Consider the following 19,250-nt stretch of genomic DNA (forward strand, 5'->3'; position numbering starts at 1 on the left):
CTCAGGACACGTCGGTCATGGGACCGCTGGGCGCGACGACCCCTCCGACCGCGTCCGACCTCTTCGCTCGCACCGCCCGCATCGCCCGTCGCTCCACCAAGGTCCAGCTCGCCCACGCGAGAACCAGGGTGACGATGGTGGTGATCGCCGTGTAGAGGACGAGCCCGAGAGCGGCACCGCCGAAGACGACCGTGAGCTGTTGGACCGGCCACGCGTAGATGTAGAAGCCGTAGGACACGTCGTTGCGCGCGATCCAGGCCGGCTGCGGGACGATCGTCGAAAGGGTGAGAAGAGCGTAGCCGAGGAACGGCGCGGCGAGCGGCGCCCCCAGACCGGGTACGAAGACCATGAGCACGGCGGCGACGGGGATCGAGAGCAGCCCGATCGCGCGGCTCAGACCCCACCGCTCGATGATCAGGTAGAGAAGCGAGCCTCCGAGGAAAGACGGCAGCAGCCGAGCGAACAGGTCGAAGTCGGTGTCCATCCCTCCGTTGACCCCGAGAAGACCCGCGCCTCTGACCAGGACCGAGAGCGCCCAGACCGTCGCGACGAAGACGATCGACCGGCGATAGATGGCCAGCCCGCCCAGGACCCAGACCGTCAGATAGCAGAGGAACTCGAAATACAGCGTCCAGAGCGAGCCGTTCCACGCGTTCGGGTAGGGCACCGTGGAGAGGGTCTCGCCGATCTGATACGTGTCGATGTGAAGGAAGAGGTTGGACCAGATGTACTGCAGGGGCGTGGGCCCCGTCGTGAGATACCCGGCGAGGCTTCCGTGCGTCATGAGCTGGGCGACGGGCCCGAACACGAACGCGGTGACGATCAGGCACACGAGGAACGCCGGCATGATCCGCGCGACCCGGTGGAGAAGGAAGGTCCCGGGGTCGGTGCGGAACCGCGAGCGGGTGATCAGGAAGCCGCTGATCACGAAGAAGCCGATGACAGCCCAGCCGCCCAGGTTCTCGCCGTTGAAGCCAGGGCTGTCCGAACGCCCCACGATGTAGTACCCGTGCGCGACGAGCACGAGGAAGGCGAGGAGGAGACGGAACAGGTTGAGGCTGTTGTCCCGGTACGGGAACGACGCCCGCGTCAGGAGGGCGGACCGGCTCACTTGAGCAGGTTCCGCTTGCTCATCTCGTCGAGCGACCGCTGGTAGCCGTCGTTCTCCACCGGCTCGGTGAGGACCCATTCCGCGAAGCGGCGGACGCCGTCCTCGAACGTCACGGACGGCGTGAATCCGAGCACCTCGCGCAGCGCGGAGGTGTCGGCGACGTTGTGGCGGATGTCACCGAGACGATAGTTGCCGGAGACCCGGACGGGGACCTCCGTGCCATAGGCGGCGAACAGCGCGGCCACCACCTGGTTCACGGTGGTGGCGACGCCGGATCCGACGTTGAACACGCCCCCGGCGGCGGCCGGCAGCGTCGCCGCGCGGAAGGTGGCCTCGACGACGTCGTCGATGTAGACGAAATCGCGGCTCTCCTCCCCGTCCTCGAAGACGTTGATGTCCTTGCCCTGTCGGATCAGGGTCGAGAAGATCGAGAGGATGCCCGTGTAGGGGTTCTTCAGCGACTGGCCGGGTCCGTACACGTTCTGGTAGCGGACCGAGACCGGCTCGACGCCGATCGTCGGCGCGACCGTCATGATCAGCGACTCCTGCATCTGCTTGGTGATGCCGTAGACCGACGACGGATGCACCAGCGCCGCCTCGTCGGTGGGGACCATCCGCAGCGGGCCCTCGCCCGGCATGTGGACGTCGAAGTCCCCGGCGGCCATGTCGGCGTCGGACCGGTGACCGGGGTACACCCGTCGTCCGTCCTCCGTCTCGTAGGCGCCCTCACCGTAGATCGACCGCGAGGACGCGATGACCATCCGGCGCACCGTGTGGTCCTCGTTCGCGAGGATGTCGAGGAGCTTGGCCGTGCCGCCGACGTTCGCCTCGACGTATCGGTCGATCTCGTACATCGACTGACCCGTTCCGGTCTCCGCCGCGAGGTGGACGACGATCGTGGCGCCGGTCAGCGCACGACGCAGATCGTCGGCGGAGGTGACCGTCCCGACGACCACCTCCGCCACGCCGTCGAGCGAGCGCAGCAACGGCGACGTCACGGCAGGGTCGTCTCCGTGGACCTGAGGGATGAGCGCGTCGAGGACCGTGACCCGGTGGCCGTCGGAGGCGAAGCGTGCGGCCAGACGGGTTCCGATGAATCCCGCCCCTCCGGTGATCAGGACGTGTTCCGGCATCGATGCTCTCCTCGGCGGTCAGACGGTCTCGGCGTTCGACGCGTCGGCGGAGGCCTCAGCTCGCGAAGATGTGCGCCAGCGTCGATTTTAGCGCAGCGCCGTCCCCGTGCCGGATGACGCCGGGCAGCTCCGTGACGGCATGCAGCCGGGACATGATCCGGACCGCCGCGACACGTGCCGTCCGGTTCCAGCCCTTCGCCCGCGCGAGGCTCCGGGCGGTGCGGTAATACGCGCGCTCGTCGCGGAAACGTCGCCCGTCGAGGATCGTCTTCTGCGATGCACTGGACCCATGGCGCCGGTAGGAGAACGCGACCTCCGGCGTATAGGCGAGCGACCCGCCGTCAAAGGCGATGTCCATGAGGAGCGCAAGGTCCTGGATGATGGGCAGACCCTCGCGGAAGTCGATGCGCTGGAGGGTCTGCGTCCGGAAGGTCAGCGACGGCCAGTAGAGCCAGTCGCCGCGGATGAGACTCGTCGCCATGTCCTGACCGGTGAGCACGACCGTCTCACCGGCGGTCCTCGGCGCGAGCATCCCCTGTTTGACCCGATCCACGAGAGGCGACACGACGGTGCCGTGCTCGTCGATCACCGTGACGCCCGGCTGGATCACGTCCGCCTGCGGAGCCGCCTCGATCGCCCGCAGGATCACGTCGACATAGTTGGCGTGGAGGAGGTCGTCGCAGCCGAGGATCGAGATGTACGGAGACGTCGCACGGCGGATGGCCTCGCGATAGTTCTCCGTGATGCCGAGGTTCCGCTCGTTGCGCACATAGGTGATGCGATCGTCGTCGATCGCGGCGAACCGCCCCGCGACCGACTCGTCGGGATAGCAGTCGTCGATCACGATCAGGCGCCAGTCGGGATTGCGCTGGGCGCGGACCGAGGCCACCGTCTCGAACAGCAGGTCGGGGTCGCCCCAGAAGGGACAGAAGATCTCCAGGGTCACCCGTCGACCCCGCATCCGGTGATCTTGTAGAGCTTCGCCTCGCCCTGCTGGTCGACGAGCGTCAGGTTCGGGGAGCCGGACAGGTCGTCGAGTCCTGAGTAGGTGACGTGCGAGTCGTTGACCTGCCGGGTGCCGAAGTCGAGCGCATAGGACGCCTTCAGATCACGTACCGCCGCACATGCCGGGCTCTGCGGATCGGCGTGATCGAGACCGTCGACGATCGCCTTCTTCCCCTCGGTGATGTCGGTGAGGGTGTGCGGCAGCATCACCGGGCGGTTGGCGAGCGCGTAGGCCAGAGCGGTCCCGGTCCAGGGGCTGCCGACGATCAGCGCGCCCTCCGGGACCTCCTTGTCCAGCCGCGAGAGCAGGATCTGCTCGTCGGACGAGAGGAGCTGCGAGTCCGCGTCCATCCTGAAGGTCGCGTGGGCAGTCCCGATCGCCTGACGCATGGTGACGGCCTGTGGGACGAAGACGAGGAGCACCACGGACAGCGCCGTCGCGAGGACGGACTTCCATCGCGCGCCCCCCGTCCGCGCGATCCGGTCCGTCACGAGCCGCCAGAGCTCGGCGGCGCCGAGGGCTCCCAGCGGGACCCAGGCCACGGGGAGGAGGGCCGCCAGCCTCGGGACGTTGTTATACCACGTACCGGTGAGGATATCACGCAGGAGCGGATAGGGCAGACCGGAGACGACGATGTACAGGCCGGCGGCGGCGAGGAAGACGAGGAGCGCGACGACGTCCGCCCTGCTCCGGCGCCGGAGCGCGACGACGATGCCGACGACGACGAGAGCGGCGATGACCAGGTTCACCGGCATCCGGTAGACGGAGACGGTGAGCACCTCGCCGACCGCCTGCCCGATCGTCTCCTCGGGAAGCCAGGTTCGCGCCGCCGCGGGGGGTCGCAGCACGTACCAGGCGACGCCGCCGATGAGGAGGTATGCGACCGCCCCGGCCACGGCTCCCGCCCTGGCGCCCGCCGATCGCGCGTCGCGGAGGAAACCGATGAAGAACGGGACGAGCACCATGGTGGCGAAGAAGAGGAACGCCACGAATCCGCCGGGGTGGCTGATGACCAGCGCCGGAAGGACCCCGGCGAGAGCCACCGTGAACGGCCACCTCGCACGGCCGCGGGCGTTCAGCGCCCCCCAGAGCAGGGCCAGCGCCGTCCCGATGAGCGCGATCGACACCATGTAGGGGAACAGGACTCCGTACCGGATCATCAGCAGCGGGAAGGCGGGAAGGGCCGCGCTCACCGCGGCCGCGCCCACGACCAGCGCCGTGCCGCCGCTGAAGAGGACACGAGCGAAGAGGATCGCCGAGACGGGCCAGGCGGCGGCGAAGAAGATCGTCATCGCGTTGGAGGCGACCGGGATCGACACCCCCGTGAGCTGGACGAGGAGGGATCCCATCGCATGCCATGCCGACGGATAGAACGGGATGCCCCCGCTCTCGCCGCTCGTCATCTGCCCGAGGGTGAGCGGGGAGGCGCTCCCCGTGTCGAGCGCGTAGCGGATCGCGTTCAGATGGAAGATGTTGTCGAAGGTCTGCGAGATGGCTTCCGGCGCACGGATCACCAGGACCACCTGGGCGGCGACGGCGAGGGTTGCTGCGGCGACGGCGAGCATCGCGCCGCGGCTCAGACGGGGCGCCTCGAGGAGAGCGGTGCCGCGCCACAGCAGCAGCCGGAGGACCCCGGCGACGACCGCGATCCCGACCGTCGAGATCAGGACCGGCAGGATGCCCCACCGTATCCCCAGAAGAGGACCGGCCGTCGCCGCGATCGCGATCACCGAGACGCCCGCGGGGACGGCGATCGCCGGCAGCCACAGGCCCCGGAAGCCGAGGAGGGCGGCGATCATCCCCCCGGGGACGAGGACGATCAGCGCGAGAGCGCCGGTGGAGAGGGCGAGGGCCAACCACGTCATCGCAGCGAGTCCTCGTTTCTTCGATCGCGACCAGCTCGGGCGGGGGGTTCGGAGACGGCGTAGGCGTCGGGCACCGGATGATTCTACCGATCCCGCCCTCAAGACCGGCTTCGAGCCGTCGGACCCATAAGATGGTTCAGATCTCGCCGACTCCCGTAAGGAATGAGAACCGCGTTGTCCCGAATGTCGACATCCGTTGAGGAGCGCTTCGTCGCCCCTGGCTCGACCACCGGGCTGATCGATGTCTTCCGCCGTCGCTACCTGCTGAGCCTCATCGTGAAGAAGGAGGTCGGCATCCGGTACCGCGGGTCCGTCCTCGGCTGGCTCTGGTCGTACGTGAAGCCGCTCATCCAGTTCCTGGTCTTCTTCTTCGCCCTCGGCGTCTTCCTCGATCTCAACAAGTCCATCGAGTACTACCCGATCTACCTCCTCTCCGGCATCACGGTCGTCACCTTCTTCAACGAGTCGTTCGCCAACGGCACCCGGTCACTGGTGGACAACGCGGCCCTCATCAAGAAGATCTACTTCCCGCGACAGATGTTCCCGGTCGCCAGCATGTTGGTCGCGACGATCAACACGGTCCCGCAGATCATCGTCGTGCTCGCGATCGCGCTGTTCTTCGGCTGGGCTCCCGGGGTCCTGAACATCGCGGCCCTGCTCCTCGGCCTCGTCATCATCGCGCTGCTCGCCACCGGGCTGGGGATGCTCTTCGGCGCGATCAACGTGACCTTCCGCGACGCGCAGAGCTTCGTCGAGATCATCGTGATGATCTCCGTCTGGGCCTCGCCGGTCATGTACCAGTGGCAGATGGTCGCGGGCAAGGTCCCGGACTGGATGTTCTCGATCTACACACTGAACCCCATCACGATCGCCGTCGAGCTCTTCCACTACGGCATCTGGTTCCCTCTGGACCCGCTCGGCGCGGCGACGATCCCCGGGCTGTGGCCGCGGTCGGCGATCGCACTGGGCGTCGCGGTCCTCTTCGTCGTCATCGGCGAGCTCGTGTTCCGCCGTCTGGAGGGTCGCTTTGCCCAAGACCTCTGATCCCCGCACGCGCATCGTCGTCGACGACGTGCACAAGCACTTCAAGCTCCGTCACACGCACTCCATCAAAGAGACCTTCGTCGCGGCGATGAAGCGCAAGAAGCTCACCTCCGACTTCCAGGCTCTCGACGGCGTGTCCTTCGAGATCGGCGAAGGCGAGTCGGTCGCGCTCCTCGGCTACAACGGCTCGGGCAAGTCGACGATGCTCAAGCTCATCTCCGGCGTCCTGCGTCCCGACGAGGGCCGCGTGCTCACGCGAGGACGCGTGGCCGGCCTCATCGAGGTGGGCGCCGGCTTCCACCCCGACCTCTCTGGGCGCGAGAACGTCTTCCTGAACGCGGCGATCCTCGGCATGTCGAAGAAGGAGATCGAGGAGCGCTTCGACTCGATCGTGGAGTTCAGCGAGATCGAGAAGTTCATCGACACCGAGGTCAAGCACTACTCCTCCGGGATGTTCCTGCGCCTCGCCTTCTCGGTGGCCATCCACACCGAGGTGGACATCCTCCTCATCGACGAGATCCTCTCCGTCGGCGACGAGCCGTTCCAGCGGAAGTGCATCGCGCGGGTCAAGGAGCTGCACGACCAGGGCAAGACGCTCGTGGTGGTCAGCCACGACCTCAACATGGTCTCGGACCTCTGCGAGCGCGGGATCCTCCTCCAGGACGGCAAGGTCCGCATCGACGGGTCCAGCAAGGACGCCGTCACCCTCATGCGCTCCTGACCCGCCCATCGGCACACAGAGGCCCTGCAACGAGGGCCGACAGGCCTCAGAGGTCGGCGTGCAGCGCCCAGACGTGCTCTGCCGCGCTCGGCCAGGAGAAGGCTCGGGAGCGATCGGCGGAGAGCACCGCGAGGCGAGAGGCCCCGTCGCCGAGCGCGTCCTCGACGGCGACGGCGAGATCCTCCTCCGCGACGATCCGTCCTCCGTCGGCGATCACGTCGCGATGCACGGCCGAGTCGATCGCGACGACCGGGATGCCGAGGCTCATCGCCTCCCCGGCACGCCACGGCCAGGACGCCGTCTGATCCGCGACGAGGACGACGGCGGCGCCACCGAGGAGGGCGGCGCGGTCCGGCGTCTCCTGTCGCCCCCTCACGTGCACGCGGGCTGCAGGGAGCCCGGCGGCGACCGCGCGCGCGGCGACGGCATGCTCCCCGTCTTCATCCGCGTCGAGGATGACGACGTCCGCGCCCGCGGCGACGACCACGGCGAGGGCGGCGGCGAGCCCGTCCGGCCACTGCTCCGCGCAGATCGAGACGGCGGCATAGCGCTCGGGGAGGCCGAGCGCCCGCCGCCGCGCGGCGGCGTCGAGGGGCGCGGCGATCTCCGGATCGGGGGCGCCGGCGATGACCCGGATGCGGTCTCCGAGCGGCGCGAGGTCACTCAGGCGTTCGGCGATCGCATGCGAGGGGACGACGACGGCGTCGGCATGACGCGCCGCTCGCCGCAGCATCGCGCGATGCCCCGCGACGACGCCCTTCGGGAGGAGGTGGGGCGCCTCCCAGGCCCTGAGGTCCCAGAACGTCGGAACGGTCTGGTCGTGGTCGTTGAAGCGATCGTGCCGGACGAGCGGTGCGAGCGGCGTCGGCGAGTGGATCATCCCACCCCCGACGCCCGCGGTGACGCCGAGCTGCCACGCGGCGGCGAGCTCACGACGGGCGAGTGGCAGGCGGCGGACGGAGGAGACCCCCTCGATCGGCTCCGCCGTCCCCGACGGGACGATCGCCTCGAGCGTGCAGCCCTGCGGTGCGGTGACGGCGAGGGCCGACACCAGGGCGCGCGACGCGTCAGCGAGATCCGATGTAGACGAGGGCCCGAGCTGATCGAGGACCACGCGCAACTGAGCCATGGAGCGAGCCTAGCCAGCAGGCGCTGGCATTCCCCTGAGACGCGGCGGCGTCCTCCGCTCCCGTTCCCCGTCCCGTCGGCTGAGGTCAGCCCGCCGGCGGAGCGCTCGGCGGATGGAGCCTCTCCTGCACCGTCGAGCGGATCGCCTCGTAATCCGGGGTGCGCTCGTCCACGCCGCCGTCCGGGGTGAGCTCGATCGTCGCGACGGGCTGCTCCTTCGCCTTGACCAGCAGGTCGAAGAACTCGGGGAGCTTGTCCTGCGGCATGTCTGTCTGGACGATCGCGGTTCCGGCCGCAGCCACCTCGTTGAAGCGGCTCAGGACGTTCTGCGGTGTGAACTGCGCGAGGATCGCCTGCTGCAGCTGACGCTGCCGGAGCATCCGGTCGAAGTCGCTGGTGGTGTAACGTGACCGCGCATACCACTGCGCCGTGTCGCCGTCCATGCGCTGCTGCCCCGGCTCGATCCAGCCGATGGCCCAGTCCTCGGCGGACTGCCCCTCGTATGCCGGACCACCGCCCTTGGGAAGCCGTTCCGTGACGTTGATGTCCACCCCGCCGAGCGCGTCGATGAGGGCGGCGAAGCCGTGCATGTCGATGAAGACGTAGTAGGGAATGCTGATGCCGAGGATCCCCTCGGCGGCGTCCTTGGTCGCCTCGATCCCCGGCTCGGAGCCCCGCGACTTCGCCTCGGGATAGAGGTTCTGCCCCTCGCGCGCGTTGCGGCAGATCTCGACCTCGGGATAGAGCTGGTTGACCCCGCTCCCCCAGCCGCACTCGTCGTCCGCGACGCCCTCGTGCCCGTCCGGGTAAAGATCCTTCATCGGACCGTCCGCGAACGGGAAGCCCGGCATGTCGCGAGGGATCCCGGTGATGGTCACCGCCCCGGTGGAGGCGTTCAGCGACACGACCGAGATGCTGTCGAACCGCATGGAGTCGCGCCCCTCGCCGCTGTCGGCGCCGAGCAGGAGGATGTTGTAGTAGCCCTCGCTGGGCGGGAGACTCGGCCCGCCCGCCCCGAACAGGGTCGTGAGCGCACCGCGGCTCGTCCCCACGATGCTCGCACCGTAGGCCACGCCACCGCTCAGCATGCCCAGCACGAGGACGGCGACGAGCGGAAGGGCGACCTTCGCGTAGGGACGCACCTTGACCAGCCGCACCAGGCGCAGCGTGTCGAAGGTGAGGACGACCCAGAGCACCGCGTATCCGACCAACAGCACCTGGATCAGCGTGAGCACGATCCAGGACATCCAGCCGCCGCCCACCGTGAGCCAGAGCAGCCCCTGCCGCCAGAGGAGGCCCGCGAGCACACCGACGACGACGAGCGCCCACAGCGCGATCGTGGCCCCCAGGCCGAACCTTCCCAGCCGTCGGTTCCCGGCCAGGACCTGCGCGGAGCCGGGGACGAGGATGTTGAGCAGGATGAGCCACCAGCCCCTCCTGGTCATCTCGGGCTCGGAGGCCGTGTCCGGGTTCCGGATCGGACGTGTCTCGATGACGCGACCGCCCTGGGATGCGGTCAAGCGCTCGCGGAGCAGCGTCATAGGGAGTCCTTCAACCGGCGGTTCTTCTCCTCCACCTGCGACTCGAGCTCCGCCGCGTAGGACTCGACCCGGTCCGCGAGCGTGGGATCGGCCGATCCGAGGATGCGGGCCGCGAGGATCCCTGCGTTGCGGGCGCCGCCGATCGACACCGTCGCGACCGGGATGCCCGCGGGCATCTGCACGATCGAGAGCAGGGAGTCCATCCCGTCGAGCAGCGCCAACGGCACGGGCACGCCGATGACGGGAAGCACGGTGACCGAGGCGAGCATCCCAGGGAGATGGGCGGCGCCGCCGGCGCCCGCGATGATCGCCCTGAGCCCCCGCGCCCTGGCCTCCCGCCCATAGCGGACGAGCTTGTCGGGCGTGCGGTGGGCGGAGACGACCTCCACCTCGTGCGGGATACCGAAGTCGGTGAGCACCTGCGAGGCATCGCTCATGACGCGCCAGTCGGAGTCGGAGCCCATCACGACACCGACCACCGGCGCGTCGGAGGAGTGCAGAGGAGAGGTCACCCGACAAGGCTACGGGCGAGGGCTGGGAGATCCCCGGCGCGGCACGCCTCTCGCTCTGCACCGGCACCCCGCGAACAGGGCGCTGCCGGGATCGTGGTCTCGGACGGACGACGCTCAGGCGAACCGCACCGCTGCAGCCCGCGCCTCGTAGACGACGTCGTCCAGGTCGTCCCCGGCGACGTTCACATGCCCGACCTTGCGTCCGGGTCGTGGCGACTTGCCGTAGGTGTGGACCTTGGCGGCAGGATGGGCGGCGAGCACGTCGGAGAGGCGCGCGATCATCCCTCCCTCGGCGGGGCCGCCGAGGACGTTCACCATCACCGCCCAGGTCGCCCGCGGGGTCGGGTCGCCCAGGGGCAGATCGGCGACCGCGCGCAGATGCTGCTCGAACTGCCCCGTGACCGCGCCGTCCTGACTCCAGTGCCCGCTGTTGTGCGGGCGCATGGCGAGCTCGTTGACGAGGATCCGCTCGTCGTCGGTCTCGAACAGCTCGACGGCCAGCATGCCGGTGACGTCCAGCCCCTCGGCGATCTGCACCGCGATCCGGGCCGCGATCTCCACAAGCTTCTCGCTCGCGCCGGGAGCGGGGGCGATGACCTCTGCGCACACGCCGTCACGCTGCACCGTCTCGACCACGGGGTAGACGGCGACGTCGCCGGAGGGACGCCGCGCCACCTGCTGGGCGAGCTCGCGCACGAAGGGCACGAGCTCCTCCACGAGCAGCGCGTCGTCCGGACCGAGCGCCGCGAGCCAGTCGGCGACCTCGGTGGCGGCCGAGACCACGCGGACGCCCTTGCCGTCGTATCCGCCACGGGGGGTCTTCACCACGCCACGGCCGCCATGGGCATCGAGGAACCCCTGCAGAGCCGTCTCGTCCGAGACCCGTGCCCACTCCGGCTGTGGAACGCCGAGCTCGGCGAGCCGCGCCCGCATCGCGAGCTTGTCCTGGGCGAAGCGGAGCGCATCGGGGCCGGGACGGACGGCGATGCCCGCCTCGACGAGCATCCTCAGCACCTCCTGCGGAACATGCTCGTGGTCGAAGGTGACGACGTCGACCCCCTGAGCGAACGGAAGCACGGCGGCAGGGTCCCGGTAGTCGCCGACCGCGGTGGCGGCCAGCCGCGCAGCCATCCCCTCGTCCTCCGCGAGCACGCGGATCTCCAGTCCCAACTCGACCGCCGGGGCGATCATCATCCGAGCCAGCTGTCCTCCGCCGATCACACCCACACGCAACGTCATCGCCGTCTCTCCGTTTCGTCGTCCGCACCATTCTCCCGCACGACGGCCCCGCCCGGAGCGGTCGCACGCCGGAGGTCAGAAGGCGGTGGTCGCGGACTGCGCGTCCCGATGGGCGAGGATCTGCCCGACCTCGACCTGATCGGCGAGCGTCTCGTGGATGAGCGCGACGTAGGGGACGTCGATCAGGCGCAGGGGAGCGTCCACGCCGTTCGTGAGGGTGACGGTGCCGGATCCGGTCAGGCGCTGCAGGGGACCGCGACGGACGGCGATCGTGTACCCGCGGGCATGCGACATCTCGCGCCGGCTGCGCGTGCCGACGCCCTGCTTCACGATCACCCGCCGCGTGGTCACCGTGTAGCTCCGCGCACGCCAGAGAGAGAACGGCACGATCACCGCGAGCAGGACCAGCGCTCCCGCCGCGGCGAACAGCATCCAGTCCTGGAGAGGTGAGGGAAGGTTCCGATAGAAGAACCCGGTCGCGCCGGCGACGGCGATCAACACGAGGGCCGACCAGAAGAGATGGCGGGCGCTCCCGTGGAACCGCGCGATCAGCCGCTCTTCGGCCGGCGGCGCACCCGGCGGCGGCATGAGGGGCCGCCCTCCGAGACCCACGGGTTGCGTCATACGCCCATTCTGGCCCCCGCCCCCGACATTCGCCGGAGAGCCCCCTGGTGTGTCCGGCCGAATCCGCTCGCTTCGCCGGTCAGACGGGACGAAGGTGCACGATGTCGCCGGCGGCGATCGGACGCTCGTCGACCCCGTCACGGACGAGAAGACACCCGTCGTCGGCGAGGCCGGTCGCGCGGCCGACGAGGTCGCCGCCGTCGGGAAGCTCCACGCGCACGTCCTGACCGATCGTGAGGCACAGCGCTGCGACACGATCGCGGAGGCCGCTCGCCGCCGCGGAGCCGTGCGCCGCGAGACCGGCCACGAGCGCGTCCAGACGGGCGAGATATCCCGCCAGCAGCAGGTCGACGTCGCAGGTCACGCCCTCCACCGCGAAGGACGTCGCGTGGGGCACCGGAAGCTGGTCCGCCGTCATCGCCGTGTTCACCCCGGCGCCGACCACGATCGCGTCCGCGCCGGACGCCTCGGCGAGGATCCCACAGATCTTGCGTCCGCCGACCAGCACGTCGTTGGGCCACTTCAGGCCGACGGGCGCTTCGGGGAGCTGCGCGGCGACAGCCTCGGTCATCGCCGCACCCGCTGCCAACGGGATCCACCCTCGCGCAGCGAGCGGCACCTCGCTCACGCGCAGCAGCACCGAGACGGCCACCGCCGCACCGGCCGGCATCACCCAGGAGCGGTCGAGACGCCCGCGCCCGCTCCGCTGGTCATCGGTGAGAAGGACCGAGAGATGCGGCCACCCGTCCTCGTCCGCCGCACGTGTGAGAAGGTCGGCGTTGGTGGACCCGGTCATCTTGAGCACGTCGAGACGAGACGCCGCCGCGGCGGTGTGCGGGAAGCTCATCCCGACACCCTACCGACAGACGGCAACCTACAGACGAACGGCGACCTCGTTGTGCGAGGCATCCAACGTCGTGCGCGGGCCCGCCGCTAGGGTGGAACGCGTGACGGATACGCCTGACCTCTCCACGACCGCCGGCAAGATCGCCGACCTGCGCGCGCGCTACCACGAGGCCGTCGTCGCGCCGGAGGAGATCGCGAAGGAGAAGCAGCACACGAAGGGCAAGATGACGGCCCGCGAGCGCGTCGACCTGCTCGTCGACACCGGCAGCTTCGTCGAGTTCGACGAGTACGTGCGCCACCGCACCACCGCGTTCGGCATGGACAGGTCCCGCCCCTACGGCGACTCCGTGGTCACCGGCGTCGCCACGATCCACGGCCGCACCGTCGCCGTCTACTCGCAGGACTTCTCGACCTTCGGCGGATCGCTCGGCGAGGTCGCCGGCGAGAAGATCATCAAGATCATGGAGTTCGCGCTCCGCAGCGGCGTCCCGATCGTGGGAATCCTCGACTCCGGGGGCGCCCGCATCCAGGAGGGGGTGCTCGCCCTCAGCAAGTACGGCGAGATCTTCCGTCTGAACACCCGCTCCTCCGGCGTGATCCCGCAGATCTCCATCATCATGGGCCCAGCGGCCGGCGGCGCGGTCTACGGCCCCGCGCTGACCGACTTCGTGATCATGGTGGACAAGACGAGCCAGATGTTCGTGACCGGCCCCGACGTGATCAAGACGGTCACGGGCGAGGACGTCGGCATGGAGGAGCTCGGCGGCGCCCACACCCACAACACCCGTTCCGGTGTGGCGCACTACCTCGCTGAGGACGAGGACGACGCGATCGACTACGCCCGCACCCTCCTCGGCTTCCTCCCCGACAACAACATGGCCGAGCTCCCCTCGTACGAGACCGCCTTCCCGTTCGAGACGACCGACGCCGACCGGACCCTCAACACCATCGTCCCCGACTCCCCCAACCAGCCCTACGACATCCACACGGTGATCGAGCACGTCGTCGACGACGGGGACTTCCTCGAGGTGCAGCCGCTGTTCGCGCCGAACATCGTCATCGGCTTCGGCCGGGTCGAAGGGCGATCGGTCGGGATCATCGCCAACCAGCCCTCGCAGATGGCGGGAACACTGAACATCGAGGCCGGGGAGAAGGCCAGCCGTTTCGTGCGCTTCTGCGACGCCTTCTCGATCCCGATCGTGACCCTGGTGGACGTGCCGGGCTACCTCCCCGGCACCGATCAGGAGTGGACCGGCGTGATCCGCCGTGGCGCCAAGCTCATCTACGCCTACGCCGAGGCGACCGTGCCTCTCGTGACCGTCATCCTCCGCAAGGCCTACGGTGGTGCATACATCGTGATGGGATCGAAGCAGCTCGGCGCCGACGTCAACCTCGCCTGGCCGACCGCGGAGATCGCCGTCATGGGCGGCCAGGGCGCGGTGAACATCCTCTACCGCGGCGAGATCAAGCGCGCGGAGGAGGCAGGCGAGGACGTCGCCGCCGTGCGCACGCGGCTCGCCAACGAGTACACCTACAACGTCACCTCTCCCTTCCTCGCTGCCGAGCGCGGAGAGCTGGACGGGATCATCGAGCCGGCCAGCACACGGGTCTCGATCGCGAAGGCCCTCCGCTCCCTCCGCGGCAAACGCGCGGAGCTCCCGCCGAAGAAGCACGGGAACATCCCGCTGTGAGCGTGCACGGGCAGGGGGACGCGGGGAATCCGCCCCCCGTCGAGATCCAGGTCCTGCGCGGTGCAGCCTCGGAGGAGGAGCTCGCGGCGCTGATCGCCGTCCTCTCCGAGGCGTTCAGCGCCGAAGAAGCCGCCGCCGTGGCGACGGAGCCCCGCGTGTCGGCGTGGAACCGCACGCAGCGCGCGCTGCGAACACCGCTGCGCCGGGACATCCCCTGGGGTCGCTTCGCCGGCTGATCCGCATCGGACGCGGCCGGATCGGCCCGCGCCAAATGTCCCCCAAAATACCTACAGACATTGGTCTTAAGACCCGGAAGACTCTTTCTTGCAACGCTTCGCGTTCGACCGGTCCTCTGTCACAGGGTAGGCAGACGATCACCGGTCCTCTCGCGGACGGTTTTCGGGTAACCGGTCCGCACCTGGCGAGGGGCGGGCGGCTTCGCCGCCCCTCGCCCTCACGACGCCCACCCCGGGATTCTCCTCCCTTCACCGGGGTGGACGTCCGTCTGGCGGGTGGACGATCCGCCCGCCAGATACAGCTAGGGGCCTTCCGCCGTCTGGCGTCACACCGGCAACGGATCCTCCCCGCCCCGGCGCGGGATCTCATGCCACAGCTCCACCGCGTCCTCGTCGGAGGACTCCCCTGCCGCCGAACGCCCCACCACGGTCACCGCGATCTCGGCGTCAGGGGCGGCACGGATGATCAGCCGCGCGGAGTCCGCGCTCCTGAGCACGACGGCGAGCTCGTTCCGCACCCGCTCCCTGGCTGCCTCGTCGAGACCGTCGAGCCCGCCCTCGTCGAAGACCGTCACCGTCGCGCCCCGACGGCGGGCCGCCTCGATCGAGCGACGGGCGTCCGCGTTGAGGAGGTTCGCCCCCCGGATCTCGTCGCGCAGCCGGCCTTCGGCGAGCCGCGCCTCCACCCGTTCCTCGGGGAGCAGGTCGGCCCTGCTCTCGATCACACGTGCGAGGACCGGGCCCGCCACCGCCAGGGCGTAGCGCACGCGTTCCCGGCGCTCACGCCGACGCACCGCCTGGGTCGCCTGCCAGGCGGACGCCGCCTGCTGGATCCCGACCAGCCGATCGGTGTCGCGTACGGCCCGGTCCCAGAAGGCCGCGAGCAGCTGCGCGACGATGATCCACACGGTCGAGCCGACGAGCCCCAGCTCGAGAGCCCCGTCGATCCCGATCCAGAGCGAGGTTGTCGTGGCGAGCGCGGCGAGCACGAGCCACCCCAGGAGCGGCCGACGTCGCACGACGCAGATCACCCCGATCAAGCCGACCCCGCCGACATACCAGGTCGCGTAGGGAGCGCGGAACGCGGAGGGGTCCAGCGCGACGTTCACCAGCACGGGGACCGCGGCGCCCGTGACGGGCGCCGCGACCGCCACCGGCAACGGCATGCGGAGCCTGCGCCCCGTCCCGACGGTGACGGCGAGGACGATCATCCCGAGGAAGAGCACGACGGCGACGACGAGGAGCCATGGGGTCTGCGGCGGGATCGTCCACCACAGTGCCCGGAACGCGAAGTAGAGCGCGAACCCGATCGCGAGGATGGTGGCGACGCTGCGTACCGTGAGCCTCATCGTTCGGACCATCCCAGGGTCACGCTCGTGCCGCGACGATCAGACTCGACCACCGCGGTGCCGCCCACGGCGGCCATCCGTGCCAGGATCGACGCGCGGATCCCCAGACGGTCGGGGGCGACCTCGCCGAGGTCGAACCCCGCCCCCGCGTCGCTGACCTTCACCGTGATGCCCGTCTCCCCGTGCCCCTCCACGACGATGGTGAGCCCCCGCCCTCCGGCGTGGGCGACCGCGTTGCCGATCGCCTGGCGGGCGGCGAGAGCCACCGCGCGCGCCACCCGGTCGGGCACGGAGCCGTGCCCGAAACAGTCGAGCTGGGCCACGACGTCCAGCTCCCGCACGCTACGCTCCAGATCCTCGGCGATCCGGACGATCTCCACGGGCTCCTCGCTGCCCTCCTGGGCGGTGGACGCCTCCGCGTTCGCGAGCCGGGTGAGCGCCTCACGCGCCATGGCGACGGCGAGATCTCGCTCCCTGTCCGTCCGCGCGCGCTCGGCCGCGATGAGGGCGGCGAGGACACTGTCGTGCATGAGCGCCGCCACCGCCACGCGCTCCTCCTCCGAGGCCGCCGCAGCGGCGGCGGCAGTGTACGACGAGACCGCGCGCCCGCGCGCGTCGTCCACCCCGGTCGCGACCGAGCGGAACATCCACGCGAGCGCGACGATGACGCTGCCGAGGATCAGGGTGAACGACACGTCGAACGCCACGGTCTCGCCGAACGCCGGCGCGAAGCCCCCCTGGGCGAGTCGCACGAAACCATACAGGAACGGGCCGATCAGCGCCCAGAGCACCTGCACCGCGATGGGGAACGCGACGACCACGGCGGCGCCCGCGACGTTGACCAGGAAGAAGATCCACGGCTGGGCATGCGGCAGATCGCCGGGGAACGCCACGAACGGCCAGGACATGAGGACGACGAGGTAGCCGAGCGTGAACGCGCCCGCCGCGATGCGCACGCCCCGTCCGATCACACAGGCCACGAGCATGCCCGCCCATGGCACGAACGCGAGGGCCAGGAGCAGCAGATGCGGAGTATCGAAGCTGTCGACGCCCGCGAGCGCCGAGAGCAGCGCCTGGGCGCCGAGCGCGAGCGCACCGACCGCCACGACGATGGCGATGATGCGCTCCATCCTGCGACCGGCGAAACGCTCCGCCTCCGGACCGGCCTCGCCGGGCGAGGGGATCTTCTCCCAGGCCTCGCGCAGGCTCGTGTCAGGAGACAATCGAGGGATCCTCCGGCGGCCGGGTGACGATGCCGTCCTCCATCGCCCGGCGCAGGAGGTCGACCTTGGTCGGCGCCGGCCGCCCGACCTCGACGTATTTCACCCGGATCCGCGTGATGTTCTCCTTGGCGGTGGAGTAGGCGACGCCGAGGCGCTCGGCCACCGCCTTGAGCGGGAGCCCGGTCGCATACAGGCGCAGGACCTCTCGCTCGCGCGTGGAGAGAGACGCGTCGGCGAAGGCCCGGTCCCCCTCCACCGCGCTCGCCCACTCGACGTTGTTGAGCGCCTCTCCCCGTGCGACGGTGCGGACGGCCGCGATCACGTCGTCCAGCGGCGAGGACTTGCTGATGACCCCCGCCGCCCCCGCGGCGAGCGCCTCGCGCACCGCGGCAGGTCGGTCGGCGACGCTGTGGATCACGACGCTGGAGCCGTCCGTGACCAGACGGGTCACGTTCTCGGTCACGGTCGTGCCATCGCCGAGAGTGAGATCGAGGACAACCACATCAGCCGGCGGCATCGCCGCGGCCCGCCGTCGGTCGAGATACTCCCCGACTCCTGCTCCGGCGAAGACGACGTCGAACCCCGCGCCTTCGAGAGAGGCCGAGAGGCCGATCCGCACGGACTCGTGGTCGTCGATGAGGGCCACGCTACTCATCTCACCAGCCTACCCAGGCGAGTGCCGGATCAGGAGGCCCCGTTCCGGCCGCTGTCGGGGACGAGCAGGGCGAGGGACTCGAGGTGGTGCGAATGCGGGAACAGGTCGAAGGCGCGGAGAGAGGCGGTCTCATATCCGAGGCCACGGAAGGTGCCGAGATCACGCGCGAGGGCGACGGGATCGCAGGCGACGTAGGCGACCGCCGCGGGCCGGAGGGCGGCGACCGCCTCGACGACCTCACGTCCGGCGCCTGCGCGGGGCGGATCGAGCACGACCGTCCCTCCCACGAGCGCCGCACGATCGTCGCGGTCTCCCCTGCGCAGCCCGGCGAGATAACGGTCGACACGTGCCGTCGCCGCCTCGACGCCGAGATCGGCCAGGTTCGCCGCAGCGTGCGCGGTCGCCCTGGCGCTCGCCTCGACCGTCGTGATGCGCCGCGCGCCCAGCCGTCCCAGAGTGGCCGCGAACAGCCCGACGCCGCCGTACAGGTCCAGGTGCGCGGCGTCAGGGTCGACGCGCCCGGCGAGCGCGTCCGCGACCGCGACGTCCAGGATCGTCGCGGCGCGTGGGTGCACCTGCCAGAAGCCGTCGGCGTCGAGCGCGAACTCCCGCTCCCCGACGCGCTCGCGGATGGTCTCCGGCGCACGACGGGCCGCATCCTGCCGGCGAGCGGCCCCTCCCCGGCGACCGGCACGGGCCGGGCGGTCGATGATCCTGACCCTGCCGTCCGCCGGCTCCACGAGCTCGACCCGCCCTCCCCTCTGTTCCGATCCTGCGGCGGCCAGCTCGCGCGCCGCGGCTGCGACGGCGGGCCGGGCGAGAGGGTGATCAGCGACGGTCACCACCCGATGGCTCCGCGCGGCATAGGGTCCGACCCGCCCCTCGGCGTCGACGTGCAGCGTCAGCCGCGTGCGCCAGCCGTCTCCGTCGCCGCCCGCCTCCTCGACCTCCGGTGCGGGGATCGCGACGCCGGCGAAGCGGTCGAGCGCCTCCGCGAGCACGCGCTGTTTGAGGATCCGCTGGTGCGCGGGGTCGACGTGCCCGAGGTCCGCGCCGCCGGGGCGGCCCTCGGGCGGGGTGTCCAGGTCTGCCTCGGCCCAGACGTGCCGGCGACGGTACGGCGAGGGATCGATGACCTCGACCGTCTCTGCCCGCCAGAACGCGTCCTTCGTCGCGTCGCTGACACGGACACGGACGCGTTCGCCGGGGATGGCGTCCGCGACGAAGACGACCCGCCCCTCGTGCCGGGCGACCATGACACCGCCGTGGGCGATGCCGGTCACGTCGAGATCGAGGAGGGCGTCGGGGGTGTTCACCTCCCGATGA

18 protein-coding genes are annotated in these 19,250 nt (G+C 70.1%); 4 read left to right on the forward strand and 14 right to left on the reverse strand.

Features of this window, described 5'->3' with window-relative positions:
* Nucleotide 1: 1 nt before the first annotated feature.
* From ACP15J_RS04290 to ACP15J_RS04305, 4 genes are read right to left on the reverse strand one after another with little or no spacing between them, the layout of a single operon-like run.
* Nucleotides 2-1,111 (reverse strand): acyltransferase family protein, encoded by a 1,110-nt coding sequence (locus tag ACP15J_RS04290; protein WP_424935294.1) that lies wholly within the window; start codon nucleotides 1,109-1,111, stop codon nucleotides 2-4.
* Entirely contained in the window at nucleotides 1,108-2,244 is a 1,137-nt protein-coding gene (locus ACP15J_RS04295; RefSeq protein ID WP_424935293.1) for an NAD-dependent epimerase/dehydratase family protein, read from the reverse strand. The genes ACP15J_RS04290 and ACP15J_RS04295 overlap by 4 nt, the downstream gene beginning before the upstream one ends.
* A gap of 55 nt (nucleotides 2,245-2,299) precedes the next feature.
* Nucleotides 2,300-3,205 carry a glycosyltransferase gene (locus tag ACP15J_RS04300; RefSeq protein ID WP_424980840.1) on the reverse strand — a complete coding sequence of 302 codons (906 nt, stop codon included), beginning with the start codon at nucleotides 3,203-3,205 and terminating at the stop codon, nucleotides 2,300-2,302.
* Nucleotides 3,187-5,115: a DUF6541 family protein gene (locus tag ACP15J_RS04305; RefSeq protein ID WP_424935291.1), complete on the reverse strand. Its 1,929-nt coding sequence runs from the start codon at nucleotides 5,113-5,115 to the stop codon at nucleotides 3,187-3,189. Before ACP15J_RS04305 ends, ACP15J_RS04300 begins: the two co-directional genes overlap by 19 nt.
* Nucleotides 5,116-5,298: 183 nt before the next feature.
* Between ACP15J_RS04305 and ACP15J_RS04310 the strand changes: the two genes are divergently transcribed.
* Nucleotides 5,299-6,159 (forward strand): ABC transporter permease, encoded by an 861-nt coding sequence (locus ACP15J_RS04310; RefSeq protein WP_424935290.1) that lies wholly within the window; start codon nucleotides 5,299-5,301, stop codon nucleotides 6,157-6,159.
* Entirely contained in the window at nucleotides 6,143-6,880 is a 738-nt protein-coding gene (locus ACP15J_RS04315) for an ABC transporter ATP-binding protein (protein WP_424935289.1), read from the forward strand. Before ACP15J_RS04310 ends, ACP15J_RS04315 begins: the two co-directional genes overlap by 17 nt.
* A 46-nt stretch (nucleotides 6,881-6,926) precedes the next feature.
* Here ACP15J_RS04315 and ACP15J_RS04320 read toward each other — a convergent pair whose 3' ends face one another.
* The 6 genes from ACP15J_RS04320 to ACP15J_RS04345 all read right to left on the reverse strand — a co-directional run bounded on the left by ACP15J_RS04320 (nucleotide 6,927) and on the right by ACP15J_RS04345 (nucleotide 12,771).
* Nucleotides 6,927-8,009, reverse strand: coding sequence for a glycosyltransferase (locus ACP15J_RS04320; RefSeq protein ID WP_424935288.1), 1,083 nt, complete (start codon nucleotides 8,007-8,009; stop codon nucleotides 6,927-6,929).
* A gap of 85 nt (nucleotides 8,010-8,094) precedes the next feature.
* On the reverse strand, nucleotides 8,095-9,549 hold the full coding sequence (locus ACP15J_RS04325; protein WP_424935287.1) for an LCP family protein: 1,455 nt from the start codon (nucleotides 9,547-9,549) through the stop codon (nucleotides 8,095-8,097).
* Nucleotides 9,546-10,013: a 5-(carboxyamino)imidazole ribonucleotide mutase gene (purE, locus tag ACP15J_RS04330; protein WP_424936054.1), complete on the reverse strand. Its 468-nt coding sequence runs from the start codon at nucleotides 10,011-10,013 to the stop codon at nucleotides 9,546-9,548. The genes ACP15J_RS04325 and purE overlap by 4 nt, the downstream gene beginning before the upstream one ends.
* 162 nt (nucleotides 10,014-10,175) lie before the next feature.
* A complete protein-coding gene (locus ACP15J_RS04335; RefSeq protein WP_424935286.1) occupies nucleotides 10,176-11,300 on the reverse strand; it encodes a 5-(carboxyamino)imidazole ribonucleotide synthase in 1,125 nt (374 codons plus the stop codon).
* Between the two features lie 75 nt (nucleotides 11,301-11,375).
* Nucleotides 11,376-11,924, reverse strand: a complete 549-nt coding sequence (locus ACP15J_RS04340) for a PH domain-containing protein (protein ID WP_424935285.1) — start codon at nucleotides 11,922-11,924, stop codon at nucleotides 11,376-11,378.
* Between the two features lie 79 nt (nucleotides 11,925-12,003).
* The gene (locus ACP15J_RS04345) at nucleotides 12,004-12,771 is read right to left on the reverse strand and encodes a biotin--[acetyl-CoA-carboxylase] ligase (protein WP_424935284.1); all 768 of its coding nucleotides are present in this window, start codon (nucleotides 12,769-12,771) and stop codon (nucleotides 12,004-12,006) included.
* Nucleotides 12,772-12,871: 100 nt separating this feature from the next.
* Between ACP15J_RS04345 and ACP15J_RS04350 the strand changes: the two genes are divergently transcribed.
* Entirely contained in the window at nucleotides 12,872-14,461 is a 1,590-nt protein-coding gene (locus ACP15J_RS04350; RefSeq protein ID WP_424935283.1) for an acyl-CoA carboxylase subunit beta, read from the forward strand.
* Entirely contained in the window at nucleotides 14,458-14,697 is a 240-nt protein-coding gene (locus ACP15J_RS04355; RefSeq protein ID WP_424935282.1) for an acyl-CoA carboxylase subunit epsilon, read from the forward strand. Before ACP15J_RS04350 ends, ACP15J_RS04355 begins: the two co-directional genes overlap by 4 nt.
* Nucleotides 14,698-15,023: 326 nt before the next feature.
* Here ACP15J_RS04355 and ACP15J_RS04360 read toward each other — a convergent pair whose 3' ends face one another.
* Genes ACP15J_RS04360 through ACP15J_RS04375 form a run of 4 tightly spaced genes read right to left on the reverse strand, consistent with a single transcriptional unit; the run spans nucleotide 15,024 to nucleotide 19,240 of the window.
* Complete coding sequence (locus tag ACP15J_RS04360; RefSeq protein WP_424935281.1) at nucleotides 15,024-16,046, reverse strand: hypothetical protein; 1,023 nt, start codon at nucleotides 16,044-16,046, stop codon at nucleotides 15,024-15,026.
* Nucleotides 16,043-17,269, reverse strand: a complete 1,227-nt coding sequence (locus ACP15J_RS04365; RefSeq protein ID WP_424935280.1) for a hypothetical protein — start codon at nucleotides 17,267-17,269, stop codon at nucleotides 16,043-16,045. The genes ACP15J_RS04360 and ACP15J_RS04365 overlap by 4 nt, the downstream gene beginning before the upstream one ends.
* Nucleotides 17,259-17,924, reverse strand: coding sequence for a response regulator (locus ACP15J_RS04370; protein WP_424935279.1), 666 nt, complete (start codon nucleotides 17,922-17,924; stop codon nucleotides 17,259-17,261). The genes ACP15J_RS04365 and ACP15J_RS04370 overlap by 11 nt, the downstream gene beginning before the upstream one ends.
* Before the next feature lie 29 nt (nucleotides 17,925-17,953).
* Nucleotides 17,954-19,240, reverse strand: coding sequence for a class I SAM-dependent RNA methyltransferase (locus tag ACP15J_RS04375; RefSeq protein WP_424935278.1), 1,287 nt, complete (start codon nucleotides 19,238-19,240; stop codon nucleotides 17,954-17,956).
* Nucleotides 19,241-19,250: the final 10 nt, after the last annotated feature.

Origin of the sequence: Microbacterium sp. S308A+ (assembly GCF_049800815.1) — a bacterium.
GTDB lineage: Bacteria > Actinomycetota > Actinomycetes > Actinomycetales > Microbacteriaceae > Microbacterium.

Bases quoted from the DNA above. Each gene is read 5' to 3' on its own strand.
- ACP15J_RS04295 (WP_424935293.1), bottom strand. From the start codon at position 2,244: ATGCCGGAACACGTCCTGATCACCGGAGGGGCGGGATTCATCGGAACC.
- ACP15J_RS04300 (WP_424980840.1), bottom strand. From the start codon at position 3,205: ATGCGGGGTCGACGGGTGACCCTGGAGATCTTCTGTCCCTTCTGGGGC.
- ACP15J_RS04305 (WP_424935291.1), bottom strand. From the start codon at position 5,115: ATGACGTGGTTGGCCCTCGCCCTCTCCACCGGCGCTCTCGCGCTGATC.
- ACP15J_RS04310 (WP_424935290.1), top strand. From the start codon at position 5,299: ATGTCGACATCCGTTGAGGAGCGCTTCGTCGCCCCTGGCTCGACCACC.
- ACP15J_RS04320 (WP_424935288.1), bottom strand. From the start codon at position 8,009: ATGGCTCAGTTGCGCGTGGTCCTCGATCAGCTCGGGCCCTCGTCTACA.
- ACP15J_RS04325 (WP_424935287.1), bottom strand. From the start codon at position 9,549: ATGACGCTGCTCCGCGAGCGCTTGACCGCATCCCAGGGCGGTCGCGTC.
- purE (WP_424936054.1), bottom strand. From the start codon at position 10,013: ATGGGCTCCGACTCCGACTGGCGCGTCATGAGCGATGCCTCGCAGGTG.
- ACP15J_RS04335 (WP_424935286.1), bottom strand. From the start codon at position 11,300: ATGACGTTGCGTGTGGGTGTGATCGGCGGAGGACAGCTGGCTCGGATG.
- ACP15J_RS04340 (WP_424935285.1), bottom strand. From the start codon at position 11,924: ATGACGCAACCCGTGGGTCTCGGAGGGCGGCCCCTCATGCCGCCGCCG.
- ACP15J_RS04345 (WP_424935284.1), bottom strand. From the start codon at position 12,771: ATGAGCTTCCCGCACACCGCCGCGGCGGCGTCTCGTCTCGACGTGCTC.
- ACP15J_RS04360 (WP_424935281.1), bottom strand. From the start codon at position 16,046: ATGAGGCTCACGGTACGCAGCGTCGCCACCATCCTCGCGATCGGGTTC.
- ACP15J_RS04370 (WP_424935279.1), bottom strand. From the start codon at position 17,924: ATGAGTAGCGTGGCCCTCATCGACGACCACGAGTCCGTGCGGATCGGC.